This window comes from Bradyrhizobium iriomotense, assembly GCF_030160715.1.
GTDB lineage: Bacteria > Pseudomonadota > Alphaproteobacteria > Rhizobiales > Xanthobacteraceae > Bradyrhizobium > Bradyrhizobium iriomotense.
Genome location: NZ_BSOW01000002.1, coordinates 311,760 through 328,190 on the forward strand (window position 1 = coordinate 311,760; position 16,431 = coordinate 328,190).

The following is a 16,431-nucleotide window of genomic DNA, read 5'->3' on the forward strand; positions in this document are numbered from 1 at the left end:
CCCAAGAGCGCGCTGACTACAACCTAGGATGAGCATGCGGCGCAAATCTGCCGCAAAACAGCTAATTCGATGCTGAATCTCTCAGCTAACCAATCGAAACTACAAAATTCACGGGCCGTTTACCAAAATGCCTAGCTGCCGAGGGCCAGCTCGCGCGACCCGCCTTTCGCCGCGATCTTCCCAATCTCCCGGAGGTTGGACGCCAGCCCGTCCTGAACCTCTTCGGTAGTCATGTCCCAAATTCCGGCAAGACCTGAGACAACTAGGGGGATATCTGAAGGTGTAAAAGGGCGGCTGCCAATTTGCACAAAAGGACCGTCGCTCTCGGTAAGAACACGGTCACGCGGCAGGGCCGCCAATATGGCTCGTCCACGTTCAGAACGGGTCATAGGCAATCCGACAGAAAACCAGCACCCCTGATCTGCCGCGCGCCGCATCTGAGAGGCGGAACCGGTAAACCAATGAAGGACAGGGATCCCAGCATCGGGCTTCCGTGCAAGGCTCTCAAGAAGAGGCTCGACTGCTGCTCGGCTGTGGAGCGATAGCACTCTTCCGCCAGCCCGGGCTGACATAGAGAGCACGCTTTCAAAAACACGCTTCTGCACGGCAGAATGCATTTTGAATTCAGCACTTCCGTCTAGACCTACTTCGCCGACGTAATCCGTTTCCGGCAAAAGGGCCTCGAAAAGCGCCAACTCGCGATGCCGTTCGTGAGCGACCTGCGGATGCAGTCCGAGCGCTGTACGAATTCGGGAAGCTCCCTTAGCCAGACGCAACGTGTTTCGCCAAGCTTTTGGAGTTGTCGTGACGGATAGGACGTATGCGCCGCACAGCGAGGTCTGCCGAGTGACCGCGACTGGGTCAGGATAGAGGTCGAGGTGACAATGAAAATCGATCAAGGGAAGCCACTCGCCCGCAGAAAGTTGCCAAGCTCGCTGATACCACGCTTGAATACGTCGACGCACGCGGAACGTTCTTGCTCGTCTTCAGGCAGTGGTCCTGCTTGCATTACCCAAGGTTCTATCCGGACGGTGCGCGAACGAGAGACTGCCGTCAAGACAGAGATAAGGTCGTCACGAATCTGCGGATCGTTTGCGATCTTTAAGAGATTTGGCTCGCGATATTCCGTGTCATCAGCGATAGCGGCGGCGTGAAAGGCAGCCCGACGGATTAGGCACGGTACGCAGTGACCACACTGCTTGTTCTTCCGCTTCCATTTTCCGCACGAGACCGTGCCGGCGGCGGCCAGCTCGAAGTCAGCCGTCGCTGTTGCATGCCGTGCCATTATTTCTCCCTTCGTCTGATGCCGCAGCGGATTGCTGATGACGACGGGAAGACCGACCCCTTCCAAAATGTGCTGGATCGCATTCAGGAAGAACGGGTGGGTAGTTCTCGTACTATGCGACCCAATGCGACGTGGTGTCAGAGGGGGATTTAGTGCGATGTGTCCGTTTTCAGGAACAATGAGGTCTACACGCGAGAGTCCTCTAAATTCAGCAATGGCCGTAGCCGTCAACACTCCATAGGTCAGAAAATTGAGGCTTCTGCTACGCATACTGATCTCGGTTGCACCGGTCCAAGTCGGATGTGCGTTCGCCGCGAACCGAGGACACAAAGTCGGGAGGAAGGTTGCGACGTTGGCTTGGTATTTCCGGTCACCCCTATAGGCATGGCTAACAAGAATTGGGCGACGGCCTTCGGAGAGCAGGTCGAGAACTCCAACGTAGCTGTCGAGGCCGCCAGAAAAGAGGCAGGCGCATTCTGCTTTCGAAAGGTCGATAAAGATCCTTCGACGATCTCGAACAGCCTTGCTAGGCGGACGAGGGCCACCGCGTTTGAACCGTAGCGTCCAGTGGTCTCCGCTCAAGAAATTGAGAGCACTCTCGAGCATTGAGCGTACGGCGTTCCATGGCCTGGGATCGATCAGGGGAACCGTCAGCTCTAGGCGTCGGCACCATCTATCATCGGCATCGCTTCGGAGTACGAACGTGTCAGCGGCGGTTACCGCGAGCCCGATGGTCAGGAAGTCAAACGCGTCGTTCCTGATACCGAGTTTCAGTCGACTAATCGGATCGAGCAACATGGAGCCGATACGAGCGACCTTGGGCGGCATAGCTCCTTTCCCGTACAGGATGACGTGAACGTCTGAGGCTTTGCGAGTAGCCGGTAGACCCGCTGCGTCGGCATGGCAGATCACCTTCGTCATTCGAAAGTCTCCCATTCTCGCCAGACTTCCTGCATAGCATTGAGCTGCGCGCGCTCGACGTCCAGCTTCGACATCCTTCCGACGCCGTTTGCCAGTTTTGGACCCAATTGCCGATCCATTGCGATTTTGATCAGATCGAAGAGTTCATTCTCTGCTTCAATGGTCCGAGCTTCGGATGGAGACCTATTCCAAGCCGACCCGGCATCTTCCGTCACTTGGTGAAAGAGAATTCGTGCGAGGTAATCGACAAGGACTTCTACGATTTGATCCGCGGATAAGGTACTCGGGTCGAAGATCTCTTCGTCTACTAGAACTTCGGTCATCGCCTCATTGATCGCAACCACAACCCGGTCTGCATCAATCCCCTCCGGCGCCAGAGCCCGTGCAATTTCCTGAACTGCGATCGTTAAAGAACGTCCGACAAGGCCGGAGAGGTCCACTCCAACTGAGACGGAGCCAGTTCCCCCGCCCTGCATCTCACCGAGGAGCGCAAACAGACTACCGCCGGACGAGTAAGCTGGACCGAAGCGTCTCGGACCAACCCGAGCGCCGCCAGTTGCTGTCCTAGCGTAGCGGCCTAGTGCAGATTTTAGAAACGAGCCTTTTCCGATTCCTCTGGCATGGTGGCCAAACGCGATCCGAAAGGGCTGAAACCGATTAGTCGCTGGCGTTGGTACTGGCGCGCCAGGCGTGGCATCAGTACCGGCTGGAATGAGTGGTGACTTCCCGCCAGCTCCCGCACTAGACGAAGAGGTCCCCACGTCACGCCTCTTTCGCTTTGCCGCTCATCATCATCGTCATCCATCGTGGTGCCTTCTCCCCAAGCGAACTCACAAACGACGCGAGCATCTTGCCCGCATCCTCGTTCGCTCTCGCCAGCAGCACAGCGCCGCGGAAGTCGTCCCGGGAGCGTGACCACTCCGGATTCAACCTCATTCGCCTGATTAGCTCTTCCATAACGGCCGGCTGTTCCGTCGTGATCGACTCGATGGCAGCTTTCGCGGTCGGAGATGCTTCAGTTCGAACTTGTCGCAACACATCGACCGCCTTTATCGCGGCCTCTGACAATTTCGCTGCTGTAGCCCGGAGCGGGACAGTTTCGCGTGCCAGATAAACAGCAGGCCTCAAATCTACTTCGCTCAGCTTCGGCTCAAGCGCGGCCCAATCACGGACAAAGTCAACGTGCTTCAAGATTTCCGGAGGGCATCCTTCGATCGCCTGATCGCCATCGGTGCCCCCGGATTCAAGAGTGGCAAGAAAGTGAGGTTTTCCTGCGGAGGCGTTGATTGCGGTGTGCAAAGCGTCAACGGCCTTTGCATCGGTGCATCGCTCAAAGAGTGCCAACTTAGCGATGACGGATTCATCGAGCTCCATCTTTCGCTTCCGAGCAACAGACGCCCGCATGCGAACGACGTTCAGCATCCGTTTAATAATACGAGGATTGCCGTTGACGTTAGCGGAATACGCGAGAAGAGGAGCCATTCGGTCGGCGAGATCGAGCGTCGAGCGGAGCGTCCTCGGATCGTCCGGCTTGAGGATGGAGAGCACTTCATCGACACCAAATTTGGCATCTGGCTTCCAGGCTTGTCGCAGCTGATCAACGAGAAAAGCTCGGAGCTGCTCCAGCCTGTCCCCATTCGCTCCGGAAGCCTCAGCGAACAGCAGCAGCATGTAGGCTCTCACGTCTTGGACGCCGAGCTTCGGGACCCTGATCGGCACCTGGATCAACTTATCGAGGTAGTCCTCGACCAGACGAAGCGAGGGGTTCCTGAAATGCGTGGCAACGGCATGACGGACCATGTCCTCATCTGCCGCGATAACGAAGGCGGTGCGCGGCAAGAAAAGGAAGAGACGTATGGCCTCTAGCGTGTGAATGGTATTCGGAGGCGTGCAGCGATCGATATTGTCGATCAAGACGACTAGGGTCTTGCCGAGACCCGACAGGACCTCGCTGAATTCCTGCCTAAAGGCTACGATCTCTTCGGGTGGACTTTTCTTAGGCTCCGGAGCGAACAAGCCTTCTGACTTGGTCTTTGCGTCTTTAGCGCCTTCTTCGATAGCTTTGACGTCATCTTCGTTGGCATCACCGGACAGAATGTCTCCGAGTCCCTCGACTCCCTTCCGAATCAAACCGAAGGTCGGGACACCCCAAAAAGCGGCTGCACCTTCAGCAGCGTACCCGAGAACTCGGAGTTTGTTGGTGCGCTTGAGTAGGCTCAATGCCTTTTCACGTAAGCCCTCAGGAGCTTCATCGAGCAACGCTTTTGCGATCACTGACATGAGCGCGGCTCGAGCGTCGTCGTAGTCTTGGTGTAACCAGGCATCAAACTCTACGAAGAGGAATTTCTGCTTGTGCTGGGACAGCTCTCCCCTCATGAGGTTGAGCACAGTGGATTTTCCCGTCCCCCAAGTGCCAAAAATTCCGAGGGAGAGAGGAAGCAAGCGCTCTGTTCCCACCATCTCGGCGGCGAGTTCCGCAACCTCAGAAAAGTTCAGGTAGTCAACTTTGGCGTCTGCGTCGGCCCACATAGTCCCCTCGATGGGGACGATGTTCTTGATCGGACCCGATACATTGGTCCGCCGCCCGGTGCCCCCTTCGCGACGAAACTAGAAGCCCAAGAGGCGCCCGGCAATCATTGGTTGTACCGACTAGAACCAAAGTCTTGTTCAAAGCCGATCAGCTCACGCAAGGGGCCAAAGGACCGCAAAAAGATTAGTGCCAGCCTCTTGCAACTACTCTTTTAGAGTAATATTATATATTTATAAGTTACCTTTTTGGAGCAATAATGATTACTCCTTCCCAATGCCGGGCGGCGCGAGCCCTCCTCGGTTGGTCTCAAGAAGAACTAGAGACAGCCGCGAAAGTGTCGAAAAAGACGATTGCCGACTTTGAGCGCGATCAACGCAATCAGCAGGTGCGAACCATCGATGCGATCGAAGCAGCCTTGAACTCGGCTGGCATCATTTTCATACCGCAGAATGGCGGCGGCGAAGGTGTACGAAAGAGAGGAGCAATGCCTCGTCTTTTTCGACGCGATGACGTTGAGCATCGCGAATGGGTCGCTTTTGCATTCGACTACAAACAGCAACGCTTTACCGGCTTCGTAAGCTATCAGGCGTTGGCGGGCATTGCGCTGTCCAACATCGCACCGATCGCAGCCTTTGACCGGGACGTGGCACGAATCCTGATAACGGCAGCCGACAAAGTGGATAGATCTGACTTCGACCCCGACGGTCGCGTGCTCTTAACTCGCAACGATCTGCCGCCGATAGAGTTCGACCCAAATATCGTTGGAAAGACAATCGACAGAACGAGGCTTCATCTTATTGGACGTCGCAGGTTCACGGCGGTTACCGGCGCGGTAGTGGATCCTATCGACTATAATGGCTTTCGCATTCGATTCGGTGATGGTAGCACTAAGACATACCTTAAGCTCCGCGCCGGCGACGACGATCATGACGCTTTAGATGTTAGCGCCGAGATTGCTGCGGGCTTTTTCATTGTCAGCGAGCGCAACGACTGCCCCTTCTCAGTGGGAGACCAAGTCCGGCTAATTCCAGGTCAACAACGACCGGAGATTGGCGCTGGAGATGTCGGCATCGTGTGTGAAATCGAAGATTATCCCATTATGATGGGCCCGGCACCGCGTATCCGCGTAAAATTCACGAACCACACCACAGCCTGGGAAATCCCAACACAATTCGAATTGGCAAGCTAGCTGTTACCCGTTTGAGATGTTCAAGCGATCAATCGTCGAAAAGGCGTTGATCGAGCGTCAGCGCGCACGAGCGGCTAGTCTGTTCTCGGACGAATCGAAGTAAATGGAACGGCGGCTCCACCGCAACCGAACGGTGGCTGATACGGACCTTTTTTAATCCGCCCATTTCATAGAGAAGCTGAAGACTCAGCGATCGCCGCGAGGTATTTGCGCGATCGAAGGGAGTCAACCTGAAAGCTCGTCGATAATGCCGAAGTACGTTGAGCTGAATAGGGTGTTCGTTGACTACGATGGCTCTCACTGTGAATCGGCGCGCTATTTGACCCCTAGATCGGCGCCCAAGATTGCCCCCTTCATTTATCGCTCAAGCATCTGACCCGGCTTCATGATTCTATCGTAGTCGGGGTCGGGGTCGCGTTGGACGCCGATTGGGGGTCAAGCTTGGGAGCCGAAACACACCCGATGGAGCGCTACCGACGGATGTCCACAGCCAAATTCGCCGCGCGGCGGTTATCAAGCGCTAACCTTGGTGATCCCTCTTCTATTTCGATGAGACTTCCTTCGCCTCATGCTAGTACCCGTGCGGGGGAACAACCATGCCACAATCCGCCGCGTTCGCATTCGGCGACGCATCGACATTCGACCAGAATATCGCCAACTATTCAGCGGAGCTTGCAAATCTCGATCCGGTGGCCGGCCCTGCACTGCAGGGCTTTCTTTCGGCTTTGGCCAATGCTGATCAGGACAAGGGTGCCTTGCTCGATGCCCTCGAGCAAGCTCTTGCAACTGTTTCAATTTCATCCACAGCGCAGGCTGCGGCTACGGCTTCTTCGATTGCCAGCTCGCCGGCCGCTCCAACGACACCGCCTGCCGTCGTCCATTGGTTTCTTGAGGAATTGGAGATCGAGGGCTTTCGCGGTATTAACAACGAAGGCGCGCCGCTCGTACTTAAGTTCAAGCGGGACTGCGTCAGTTCGATCACCGCGCCAAACGGCGTTGGCAAGAGCTCCATTTATGACGCGTTGAGCTTCGCGCTCCGAGGTAAGATCGACAAACTCGACCGGCTGCTGCAGGCCGAACGAGGCCAGGATTACTATTTGAACCGTTTCCACCCGGCAGGGGTCGGCACGGTCAAAATGACTTTGTGTCCCAATGACGGAACGCCGGCCGTCAAATTGACCGTCACGAGGAACAGGCTCGGCCAGCGAACCGTGGCAGGGCATCCTCGAGCCGACGCCTTGCTTGCCGAACTCGATCGCGAATTTGTTCTGCTCGACGGACCGACTTTCGAGAGCTTCATGGACGAGACCGCGCTCAATCGAGGCCGCGCGTTCTCCGGTCTGTTGGGGCTGGCCCGCTACTCCGCACTGCGCCAGCAGCTACAGCAGCTCTGCCACACGCGATCGTTCAACGCGCATTTCGACACAAGCGCGCAGACGACGAAGAAGTCCGGCCTTGACCGGACGATTGCTGCAGCACGAGCGGCGATTGCGACCGATTACGAGGCGCTCGTGCTGGAAAGGCTGGTGCCGGGCACAAGTTCGAGCGATGCCCAGGCTCGCTGTCATGCCGCCTTGCAGGCCATCCCGACGCTGACGTCGGAATGCAATGGCAAGGCCTTCATGCAGATCAGTGGCGAAAACTGCCATGCTGCCGTGAACGCGGCCGAGGGCGGCGCGGATAAGCAGCGGCTCGCCAGCCTGATCCAGACCGAGGCACTTTGGAAGGCTGCAAATAGGGCGGCTCCGACCGCGTCCGACGCCGCGACACTCCAGACGCTGGCACGGGATCGCGAACAGGCTCTGGCCGCCACGTCCGGTGAGCCCCTGCAGCGGCTGTACAAGATCAGCGATGAGGTGATGTCAGCAGAGGGCTGGCCATCAGACAACCTATGCCCGACTTGCGGCACTGAGCATCCGAATTCTGTGCTTGATCGCGTGCGCGCACAACTTGGGCATTACAATGAGGTAGAGAGCGCGACAACCGCGCTGGCGGGTGAATGGGCGGCTAACGGCTGGTCGGACCTTGAGGAACTCGAAAGGCTGACGATCGGGGATCAGGAGGCATTGCTTCTTGGGCGGCTCAAGCGTTCCGGCGAGGAAGGAACCATCGGCAGCTCCGAGGTCGCGGCCCTAGGCGGTCATCTTGCGAATATTCGCGCCCAGGCCGATAGCGAACTCCAGCGACTTGCTGACGAAACGACAAGACTATCGAGCACTATGCCCACCTCGCTGGTGAGCGTGACGCGCGCCATCGAAGCCGCACAAAGGCTGCAAAGGAGCTGGACCGCGCTTCATGCCGCAGAAGGCGAGGCAACAAACCTCTCCGCGCAGGTGCGACGAGTAACCAGGTTGAAGGCCTTCCTCGACCAGGCGAGTGCGACCTTTGCCCAGGCCGAATCCAACATGGCGGCGGCTCGCCTAGCCCGGGTCGAGCCGCTCTGTCAGACTTTGTTCAATCGGATCATGTTCAGCCCAGTGACGCCTATTCTGCGTAAGCCGGCCGGAACTGAAGAACTTTCGATCGGCTTGGGCACCTTCTGGACCCTTCGCGATGTGTCGGCCCAAGCGCTGCTCTCGGAAAGCTATCGCAACGCATTTGCCGTTTCGGTCTATCTGGCCGCCGCATCTCTTTACGGCGGGGCGCCCCGTTTCATCGTCCTAGACGACGTAACATCGAGTTTCGATGCCGGACACCAGCACCACCTCGTCGAGGTCATCCGAACCCAATTTGCGCGCCCCTTGCAGGCAGATGGGCCGCAAGTGATCCTACTTAGCCACGATACGTTGCTGGAAAAGTTGTTTAACAAGCACGCCGGCTCGCCTGCCTGGTCGCACCAGAGACTTGAGGGCACCGCGCATACAGCAGTCCTTTTGCAGTCGGGTGCCGTCAATAAGGTGCGCGATGCCACGAACACGCTGCTGAACCAGGGACGCGTGGACGACGCAGCCCCACGGCTGCGCCAATACCTGGAATATGTCCTTCAGACCATCATCGACAAATGCCGGATTCCGGTGCCGCCCGACCTTGCCTTCGGCGACGACAAGCGGACGCCGGGCGAATACCTCAACGCTATAAAGGCCGCGGTCGAACTCGAAGACCGCGCGGGCAGTCTGATCCTGGAACCCGCCCAAAAGCAGGCACTGCAGATGCACTCGGCAACCATCATCGGGAATTTCGTTTCGCATTGGGCCACGGGTCAGACGCAAGCATTCTCCGCACCGGCCCTGCTTGGAGTCATGCAAGCCATCGACAATTACCAGGAATGCTTTCGATACGAGCCGACGCCGGGCGCGCAGAGGCGCTTCTACGCCACTTTACACAGCAGATAGGCCATGCCCGCGTACGACTTCACCCGGCTGTCGGCCTTCGATTTCGAGGAACTGGCGCTCGATCTGCTTCAGGCCGACTGGAAGACCGGCCTCGAAATTTTTACGCCCGGTCCGGACGCCGGCATCGATCTGCGGGCGTTTTCTGACACGAAGCGGGAAACGATTATTCAATGTAAGCACACGCCGCATACAAGCTTCGCCAAGCTACTCTCTCATCTCAAGAAGGAGGAACTGCCGAAAGTCCGCGCGCTCGCGCCGAACCGCTATGTTCTCTTCACGTCGCTCGGGCTCACGCCGGCAAACACAAAAGCGCTAGTTCAGCTGTTCAAGCCTTACCTCAAGCGACAGACCGACGTGTATCACCGCGATCGGATCAACGCCCTACTCCGTCGACATAAGAAAGTCGAGACCGCCAACTTCAAGCTCTGGCTGCCCAGCGTTGCCGTGCTGCAACGCGTTCTACACAACGCCGAGCATGCCCAAACCCAGTTTGAGATCGATCGGGTCTGCCGCAAGGTACCGCTCTTCGTTCAGAACGACGCTTTTCCACGTGCCCAGAAGATCCTTCACGACAGTCGCGTGGTTGTCATTTCGGGAGAGCCAGGCATCGGCAAGACCACGCTCGCCGAAATGCTACTGCTTGCACATCTCGAGCAAGGCTTCGAGCCAGTCGTCATTGAAGGTGGGGTCGAGGAAGGCAAACGCCTCTTTGACAGCCAAGCCAAGCAGATCTTCTACTTCGACGATTTCCTGGGCGAGACTTTTCTGCAGCAACGACCGGAACTGCTGGCCAAAAACCAGGACGCAGCGCTGATCCATTTCATGCAGGCCATCCGCACATCGCAGGCAAGTCGGTTCATCCTGACCACCCGAGAACACATTCTGCGCACAGCTCTGGATGCCTCCGAAAAGCTACGTCATGGCTCGCTCATCAACCACCGCTTCCTGCTGGAACTGAGTGACTACACGTTCGGGCAGAAGGCACGCATCCTCTACAACCATCTCTATTTCAGCGATCTACCAGCCGAATACAAGGCCGCCATTCTCGAGAACGAATTCTACTTCGAGGTCATCCGGCACCGGAACTTCAATCCCCGCCTGGTCGAGTGGTTATCCGGCTATGCCCGCGTGAAAACAGTCCCGGCAGAGAATTATCAGCAGCACGTCCGCGCGCTTCTCGACAATCCGCGGGAAATCTGGCTGCACGCCTTCGAGAACCAGATTTCAGAGGCAGCGCGTAGCCTCCTCTTCACACTGGCCGTGCTGCGCTGGGGAGCGGAAACCGACGTGCTCCAAGCTTCATGGCTGCCCCTGCATCAGCTCAAGTCGCGAAAGTACAATTTTCCAACGACCGCGAACGACTTCCGGAAGGCCTTGAACGAGCTCGAAAGTTCATTTCTTCGGATATCGGAACAGAAAGTCAGCTTTCTCAATCCTTCGATCCGACAATTCATACAGTTACTGCTCCGAACCAACCGCGACTATGCCTGTGACATTATCGAATCCTCAAGCCGCTTCTCGCAACTCCGCTCCCTCCGCGATATACAATCGGCCGAAAGATCCGATGAACTGGCAAGCGCATTGGTACCGAACGGTTCGGTTGTCGAGGCGCTGAGACGGGTCATAGGAGAGCCCTACCTGCGTTGGCAGCATGACAGCACGGGCAAACTGATAGGGACCTATATCGACGACTCTCCGGATACCCGTCTGCGCACGATCGTCAAATGGGCAGATGAAGCACAGTCGGACGAAATGCTGAGCATCATGATCCTGGCCTATGAACATTTGCAAAAGACGCTCAGGTACGTTCCGGGATTTCTTGACGTCCTACGGACGATCGAAGATTGCAAATGGGTCTACAAAAACGGAGGAGACAAACTTCATCGTGCATTGATGGATAGCGTGTTGGCACAGCTATCCAATGCTCGTACTTATGAATGGCAAGCGCTCTTTAACTACCGCGCCAACTCATCACCCTGGATTGCGGAAGATGAGGCGAGGTTCGTCGATTCGTATCAGATATATCGTCGAAAGGGCGTTTATGACGAACTAGAAAGCTACGACGAGCTATCCGATCTTGAGAGCATGAGGGATAGCCTGCGCGACATCCAGAAGTCCCATAATCAGGTTTTCAAGAAAGCTATCAAAAAGCTCAACGTTTCCATCGAACGGACGCGCAAATCGACGGACGATGTTTCGGAAGACGACTACCAACCGATTGCCCAAAGCAAACGTGCGACATCTGAAGACGTCGAAGAGGTCCGACGATTGTTTGGAAGTCTCGGCTAGAACGCTGACTCATTCTCAGCTGAAGCAATCAAAATGACCCGGAGCGGGCTTGAGGAAGCCGCCCTACAAAATACCGAGATTGCGTCGTATCGCTCCATGCCCCCCCAAAAAGTATCCATCCGTCGATCGCAATGAGCAGGAAAGGCGATAAGCCTCCTACAGGCAGATAGTACGTATCCCTCCGGCGTCGGCCGCCTTGTGTAGTTTGATAGGCGGCCCGAGGATTTGACCTTAAGTCTAGCTTTAAGGTCACGGGGCGAATGCAGGTCAATGTGTTGGGCGCCGAGCGTCGGCGACGATGGAGTTACGACGAGAAAGTTCGCCTTGTCGAAGAGACCTTGCAAGCCGGCGAGACGGTCTGCGGCGTCGCACGCCGGCACGGGGTGGCTCACAGCCTGCTGTTCACCTGGCGTCGACAAGCGCGCCAGGGTCGACTGGGCGGAGATTCCGTGCCAGCTCTCGTTCCCGTCGAGATCACGCCGGTGGCGGCTCCGATCTCGAGCGACGCGCCACAACCGGCGTCTTCCCCGCCTGCGCCGCGTGCAAGGGCTGGAATCATCGAGATCGAGCTTGGTGGCGGCTGTCGCGTTCGCGTTGACCGTGACGTAGACGTTGAGGCGCTGCAGCGAGTCCTTGAGCTCCTACGACGACGATGATCCCGATTCCGAGCGGCGTCAGGGTCTGGATCGCCACTGGCCACACCGACATGCGTCGCGGCATGCGAAGCCTGGCTCTTACAGTTCAGGAGAGCCTGAAGCGCGATCCGCATGCTGGCGATCTCTACATCTTCCGGGGCCGCCGCGGCGATTTGGTCAAGATCCTTTGGCATGACGGGTTGGGCATGTCGCTCTACGCCAAGCGTCTGGATCGCGGCAAGTTCATCTGGCCGTCGGCCTCGGCCGGCGCGGTGTCGATCTCCGCGGCGCAGATGGCTTATATGCTGGAAGGAATTGACTGGAGGAATCCGCAACTGAGCTGGCGACCGCAGAGCGCGGGCTGATCTAGGAAAATCTGCGGTTGCCGGCATTTTGAGGAGTCCCAACGCGTCCAACTTGTGATTCACTGCGTCGCATGGATGCTGATCGCGACGCTGTTCCGGATGACGTTGCCGCCCTGAAAGAGGCGTTGGCAGTCGAGCGCGCGAAGGGTTTGGAGGTCGCCGCTGAACTCGCGGTCGCCCGCGCGAAAGCGTCGCAAGACGAAGCGCTGATTGCCCAGCAGAAGCTGCAAATCGCCAAGCTAAAACATCAGATCTATGGGCAACGGTCAGAGCGTTCAGCGCGGCTGGTTGAGCAGTTGGCGCTGACGTTCGAAGAGCTGGAAGCCGACGCCACCGAGGACGAGCTTGCGGCGCAACGGGCCGTGGCGAAGACGACGACGGTGCGTGGATTTACGCGCCCGCGTGCCGAGCGCCAGACCTTCCCTGAGCATCTGCCACGGGAACGGGTGGTGATCGATGGGCCTACGGCTTGTGAATGCTGCGGCAGCAATCGCCTTCGCAAGCTCGGCGAGGATGTGACCCGCACGCTGGAAGTGGTGCCGCGCCAGTGGAAGGTAATCGAGACGGTTCGGGAGAAGTTCTCCTGCCGCGACTGCGAGAAGATCAGCCAGGCGCCGGCCCCGTTCCATGCCGTCGCCAGGGGATGGGCTGGCCCGAGCCTCCTGGCCATGATCATGTTCGAGAAGTTCGGCCAACATCAGCCGTTGAACCGCCAGGCCGAGCGCTACGCTCTGGAAGGCGTGCCGATCGCACTGTCGACCATGGCGGATGCCGTGGGGGCGGTCTGTGCCTCGCTAGATCCGTTGCTGCGCCGCCTTGAGGCCCATGTCATGGCGGCCGAGCGCCTTCATGCCGATGATACGACGGTGCCGGTGCTGGCTAAGGGTAAGACCGACACGGGGCGGTGCTGGATCTACGTGCGGGACGACAAGCCATTTGGTGGAGCCGGCCCGCCAGCGGCGATGTTCTACTACTCGCGCGACCGCAAGGGCGAGCATCCGCAGGGGCATCTGGCCCGATATGCCGGCATCCTGCAGGCCGACGCCTATGACGGGTACAACCAACTCTATCTGGCGGGACGCCAGCCCCGACCGATCCGGGAGGCTGCCTGCTGGTCGCATGGAAGGCGTCCGTTCTTCGCCATGGCCGACATCGAAGAGAATGCGCGGCGCAAGGCTGCCGGCAAAAAGGAGATCCCGCTCTCGCCCATCGCGGTCGAGGTCGTGCGCCGGATCGATGCGCTGTTCGAGATCGAACGCTCCATCAATGGCAGGAGTGCGGAGGAGCGTGTTCAGGTGCGGCAGACGCTGAGCCGTCCCTTGGTCGATCACCTTCAGGTCTACATGCGGGAACAGCTCGCCAAGCTGTCCCGTGGGCACGACCTGGCCAAGGCGTTCAACTATATCCTGAAGCGATGGACGAGCTTCACGCTGTTCCTGGAAGATGGACGCGTGTGTCTCTCCAACAATGCCGCCGAACGGGGCTTGCGAGGCATCGCTCTGGGGCGAAAGTCCTGGCTGTTCTGCGGATCTGATCGCGGCGGGCGGCGCGCCGCAGCCATGTACAGCCTCATCGTCACGGCCAAAATGAACGGCATCGACCCGCAGGTCTGGCTCGCCGATATCCTCACCCGCATTGCCGCCCATCCGACTCATCGGCTGGACGAACTTCTGCCCTGGAATTGGACGCCGGCATCAGCACTCTCCGCTCGAGCGGCATGACCACGCACGTCAACAAGGTCCATCACGTCACCACCATCACCCAGGTCGCGAAAGACCTCGGCGAAGACGAAGATTGGCTGTGGGACATCGCCAACGAAATGGAGATCGAGGACGGCGTCATCTGGGTCTATGGCGTCGGAGAAGACGGTATCCAGGCGTTCACCGACTTTGGAATCGAAAACCTCATCGAGCTGATCAGGTTCTACAAAGAGAACCCTGAACTGCTCAGGCGGTAACCCTGCGGCCTACGCCGAATGGATACGATAGTACGAGAGCGGGATGTCATTGAGGGAGGGTGATGCTCTTCCCGTACTACTTGATCGTCGGCGATCTGGGCGGATTTCGCGACGGCCTTCGATTTCACGGCGTCGCAGATGGCGTCAGAGAACGCGGTCGCGACCGCGTCGACGACCTTGGCATTCGGCTACGCGCTCAGGAGGCGCGTGCGCAGGCTTTCCGCCTTCTCGCCTTGGCAGACCAGGTCCTCAAGATTCTCGATCTGGTCGCTCAGTGCATAGTCGATCGTCTTTAGAACTTGCACGCGTCTTCACTGTCTGAAGCATCTCCCCCGGCCCGCCTTACTTTTTCCCCGTGTGATGCCGCTCGAGCCACTCCCTGGCGGCTTCCTCCATGACCTCGGACGCGGTCCTGTCCTGTCCGATCGCCGCCTGCTTGATCCGGCGAATGACCTCAGGATCCATGGACGTCAGGAATTGCCGTTTGTCGCCTGGAGGGGGCTTTCGCCCCTTTCTCGGAGACGGTTTCGCGTCCGCCATTGCCCTGCCTGCGCGTTGTGCAATCCCGAGAACCGTCCCATGGGTTGCAGGCGACGGCAAGGGATCGGGGCGGCCGCCCGGCGATTTTCCCCGACAATCGGCCGCGATTCTTCGATTTCAAATTCTTATCATCCCATTGAAAGCACGGCAATTTCGCCGCAAAGCAAGCTCAAATATAGATACCTATTTCAAATAGATAGATATAAGACTATTGACTCCGGTTTATGTTCCTGCTTTGTTCTTGTTCGTAGCGTTTGTGTTGAGGTCGTGTGATGTCGGGCGTCGTGCGGGATTGGCGGGTCGAACTGGTCGAGGCCTACGCGGATCTTTTCCACCCGGTTGGCGATCCGCCCGCGGCCCAGGGCTGGCCATCCGTCGGCGACGGCTGGTGCGACCTGCTGGAGCGCGCCTGCGCCCGCATCCGGGCGGCGGTCCACGCCGATGGCGGGACGTTTCACGCAACGCAGATCAAAGAAAAATACGGGACGCTACGCTTCTACTGGGAGGGCGGTCTGTCGCCCGAGGCCGACGCCAAGGTCGAGGAAGCAATCAACCTGGCCGAGGCCCGCAGTGCCTGCACCTGCGAAGTCTGCGGCGAGCCGGGCCGGCTGCACGGCTCGGGCTGGCTGGTGACGCGCTGCGCGGCTTGCGCCGAGGCGCGGCCGCTCGTCGAGACTCGCCCCGGCTTCGAGAACATCTTCGTCGTGGAGCGGATTGTCGGAGACCGGCGCAACGTCAGGTGCCGGCGCTACGACCGGGCGACTGACAGCTTCATCGACATTGATCCCGCATCAGTCGGAATCCAGGAGGAGTGAGATGGCGCCCACTCTCAGCAATTGGCAGATCGAATTCATGCAGGCGCACCCGCGGCTGTTCGACTTCATGCAGGACGAGCCGAAGGACACGTTCGGCTATCCGCTGTACCAGGAGGGCTGGCAGGACGTGCTGGGGCGGCTGTGCGGCCGCATCGAAAAGGCGCTGCTGGAAAACGAGACCTTCGAGTTTGTCCGCATCAAGCAGAAGTTCGGGATCTTGCGTATTGGCTGGGAAGGCGAGGTCTCGGAGGAGACCAGGGCCAGCATCGAAGAGGCCCTCGCGCTCGCCGAGGCACGCAGCAGCTGCACGTGCGAGCTCTGCGGCGCGGAAGGCGATAAGTATCACGCTTCCGAGAACGTGATGGTCCGCTGCGAGAGGCACGCCGAGGGCCGGCCGATCTTGGCGACGCGCGCCAATGAGCGCCTCCACCTCGTGCGTGTGGTGGCTCCGACGGAGCCGCCCGTCTGCACGGTGCGCCGCTACGACCGCGAGACCGACAGTTTCGTTGGTCCGCCAGAGGATGTCGATGCCACACTGCCGCGCGGAAGCACCAAGACAGATAAGGAGTAGCC

Annotated in this window: 15 protein-coding genes; 10 read left to right on the top strand and 5 right to left on the bottom strand. The window is 58.4% G+C overall.

All coding sequences use genetic code 11. The features are described 5' to 3' along the window. Window positions 1-131: 131 nt before the first annotated feature. The 4 genes from qatD to QQL28_RS03745 are packed head-to-tail and all read right to left on the bottom strand — an operon-like array spanning window position 132 to window position 4,735. The gene (qatD, locus tag QQL28_RS03730) at window positions 132-899 is read right to left on the bottom strand and encodes a Qat anti-phage system TatD family nuclease QatD (protein ID WP_284261221.1); all 768 of its coding nucleotides are present in this window, start codon (window positions 897-899) and stop codon (window positions 132-134) included. Beyond that, window positions 896-2,206, bottom strand: coding sequence for a Qat anti-phage system QueC-like protein QatC (qatC, locus tag QQL28_RS03735; RefSeq protein WP_284261222.1), 1,311 nt, complete (start codon window positions 2,204-2,206; stop codon window positions 896-898). Before qatC ends, qatD begins: the two co-directional genes overlap by 4 nt. Continuing rightward, window positions 2,203-2,967, bottom strand: a complete 765-nt coding sequence (locus QQL28_RS46445; protein WP_488798566.1) for a hypothetical protein — start codon at window positions 2,965-2,967, stop codon at window positions 2,203-2,205. The genes qatC and QQL28_RS46445 overlap by 4 nt, the downstream gene beginning before the upstream one ends. Window position 2,968: 1 nt before the next feature. Further along, window positions 2,969-4,735, bottom strand: a complete 1,767-nt coding sequence (locus tag QQL28_RS03745; RefSeq protein WP_284261227.1) for a KAP family P-loop NTPase fold protein — start codon at window positions 4,733-4,735, stop codon at window positions 2,969-2,971. A 257-nt stretch (window positions 4,736-4,992) separates the two neighbouring features. On the opposite strand from QQL28_RS03745, the gene QQL28_RS03750 reads away from it, so the two are divergent. The 8 genes from QQL28_RS03750 (at window position 4,993) to QQL28_RS03785 (ending at window position 14,799) form a co-directional block, all read left to right on the top strand. Next, on the top strand, window positions 4,993-5,925 hold the full coding sequence (locus QQL28_RS03750) for a helix-turn-helix domain-containing protein (protein WP_284261230.1): 933 nt from the start codon (window positions 4,993-4,995) through the stop codon (window positions 5,923-5,925). Between the two features lie 596 nt (window positions 5,926-6,521). Beyond that, a complete protein-coding gene (locus QQL28_RS03755) occupies window positions 6,522-9,257 on the top strand; it encodes an ATP-binding protein (protein ID WP_284261232.1) in 2,736 nt (911 codons plus the stop codon). A 3-nt stretch (window positions 9,258-9,260) separates the two neighbouring features. Continuing rightward, the gene (locus tag QQL28_RS03760; protein WP_284261234.1) at window positions 9,261-11,546 is read left to right on the top strand and encodes an nSTAND3 domain-containing NTPase; all 2,286 of its coding nucleotides are present in this window, start codon (window positions 9,261-9,263) and stop codon (window positions 11,544-11,546) included. A gap of 260 nt (window positions 11,547-11,806) precedes the next feature. Next, window positions 11,807-12,202: an IS66-like element accessory protein TnpA gene (gene tnpA, locus QQL28_RS46080; RefSeq protein WP_431309569.1), complete on the top strand. Its 396-nt coding sequence runs from the start codon at window positions 11,807-11,809 to the stop codon at window positions 12,200-12,202. After that, window positions 12,199-12,546, top strand: a complete 348-nt coding sequence (tnpB, locus tag QQL28_RS03770; RefSeq protein ID WP_271566441.1) for an IS66 family insertion sequence element accessory protein TnpB — start codon at window positions 12,199-12,201, stop codon at window positions 12,544-12,546. Before tnpA ends, tnpB begins: the two co-directional genes overlap by 4 nt. 71 nt (window positions 12,547-12,617) lie before the next feature. Then, window positions 12,618-14,267 (top strand): IS66 family transposase, encoded by a 1,650-nt coding sequence (gene tnpC, locus QQL28_RS03775; RefSeq protein ID WP_284261240.1) that lies wholly within the window; start codon window positions 12,618-12,620, stop codon window positions 14,265-14,267. Beyond that, entirely contained in the window at window positions 14,264-14,503 is a 240-nt protein-coding gene (locus tag QQL28_RS03780; protein ID WP_284261242.1) for a hypothetical protein, read from the top strand. Before tnpC ends, QQL28_RS03780 begins: the two co-directional genes overlap by 4 nt. Before the next feature lie 62 nt (window positions 14,504-14,565). Further along, the gene (locus QQL28_RS03785; protein WP_284261245.1) at window positions 14,566-14,799 is read left to right on the top strand and encodes a hypothetical protein; all 234 of its coding nucleotides are present in this window, start codon (window positions 14,566-14,568) and stop codon (window positions 14,797-14,799) included. 46 nt (window positions 14,800-14,845) lie between these two features. Here the strand turns inward: QQL28_RS03785 and QQL28_RS45885 are convergent, their stop codons facing one another. Beyond that, window positions 14,846-15,043: a ribbon-helix-helix protein, CopG family gene (locus tag QQL28_RS45885; RefSeq protein WP_348522476.1), complete on the bottom strand. Its 198-nt coding sequence runs from the start codon at window positions 15,041-15,043 to the stop codon at window positions 14,846-14,848. Window positions 15,044-15,315: 272 nt separating this feature from the next. On the opposite strand from QQL28_RS45885, the gene QQL28_RS03795 reads away from it, so the two are divergent. Beyond that, window positions 15,316-15,858 (top strand): hypothetical protein, encoded by a 543-nt coding sequence (locus tag QQL28_RS03795; protein ID WP_284261250.1) that lies wholly within the window; start codon window positions 15,316-15,318, stop codon window positions 15,856-15,858. A 1-nt stretch (window position 15,859) separates the two neighbouring features. Next, window positions 15,860-16,429: a hypothetical protein gene (locus QQL28_RS03800; RefSeq protein WP_284261251.1), complete on the top strand. Its 570-nt coding sequence runs from the start codon at window positions 15,860-15,862 to the stop codon at window positions 16,427-16,429. The last annotated feature ends 2 nt before the right edge of the window (window positions 16,430-16,431 follow it).

What these genes read in the sequence shown, in the direction of transcription:
- QQL28_RS03760 (WP_284261234.1), top strand. Translation starts at nt 9,261, where the DNA reads ATGCCCGCGTACGACTTCACCCGGCTGTCGGCCTTCGATTTCGAGGAA.
- tnpB (WP_271566441.1), top strand. Translation starts at nt 12,199, where the DNA reads ATGATCCCGATTCCGAGCGGCGTCAGGGTCTGGATCGCCACTGGCCAC.
- tnpA (WP_431309569.1), top strand. Translation starts at nt 11,807, where the DNA reads ATGCAGGTCAATGTGTTGGGCGCCGAGCGTCGGCGACGATGGAGTTAC.
- QQL28_RS03755 (WP_284261232.1), top strand. Translation starts at nt 6,522, where the DNA reads ATGCCACAATCCGCCGCGTTCGCATTCGGCGACGCATCGACATTCGAC.
- QQL28_RS03795 (WP_284261250.1), top strand. Translation starts at nt 15,316, where the DNA reads ATGTCGGGCGTCGTGCGGGATTGGCGGGTCGAACTGGTCGAGGCCTAC.
- qatC (WP_284261222.1), bottom strand. Translation starts at nt 2,206, where the DNA reads ATGACGAAGGTGATCTGCCATGCCGACGCAGCGGGTCTACCGGCTACT.
- QQL28_RS03750 (WP_284261230.1), top strand. Translation starts at nt 4,993, where the DNA reads ATGATTACTCCTTCCCAATGCCGGGCGGCGCGAGCCCTCCTCGGTTGG.
- tnpC (WP_284261240.1), top strand. Translation starts at nt 12,618, where the DNA reads ATGGATGCTGATCGCGACGCTGTTCCGGATGACGTTGCCGCCCTGAAA.
- QQL28_RS03800 (WP_284261251.1), top strand. Translation starts at nt 15,860, where the DNA reads ATGGCGCCCACTCTCAGCAATTGGCAGATCGAATTCATGCAGGCGCAC.
- QQL28_RS45885 (WP_348522476.1), bottom strand. Translation starts at nt 15,043, where the DNA reads ATGGCGGACGCGAAACCGTCTCCGAGAAAGGGGCGAAAGCCCCCTCCA.
- QQL28_RS03780 (WP_284261242.1), top strand. Translation starts at nt 14,264, where the DNA reads ATGACCACGCACGTCAACAAGGTCCATCACGTCACCACCATCACCCAG.
- QQL28_RS03785 (WP_284261245.1), top strand. Translation starts at nt 14,566, where the DNA reads ATGCTCTTCCCGTACTACTTGATCGTCGGCGATCTGGGCGGATTTCGC.
- QQL28_RS03745 (WP_284261227.1), bottom strand. Translation starts at nt 4,735, where the DNA reads ATGTGGGCCGACGCAGACGCCAAAGTTGACTACCTGAACTTTTCTGAG.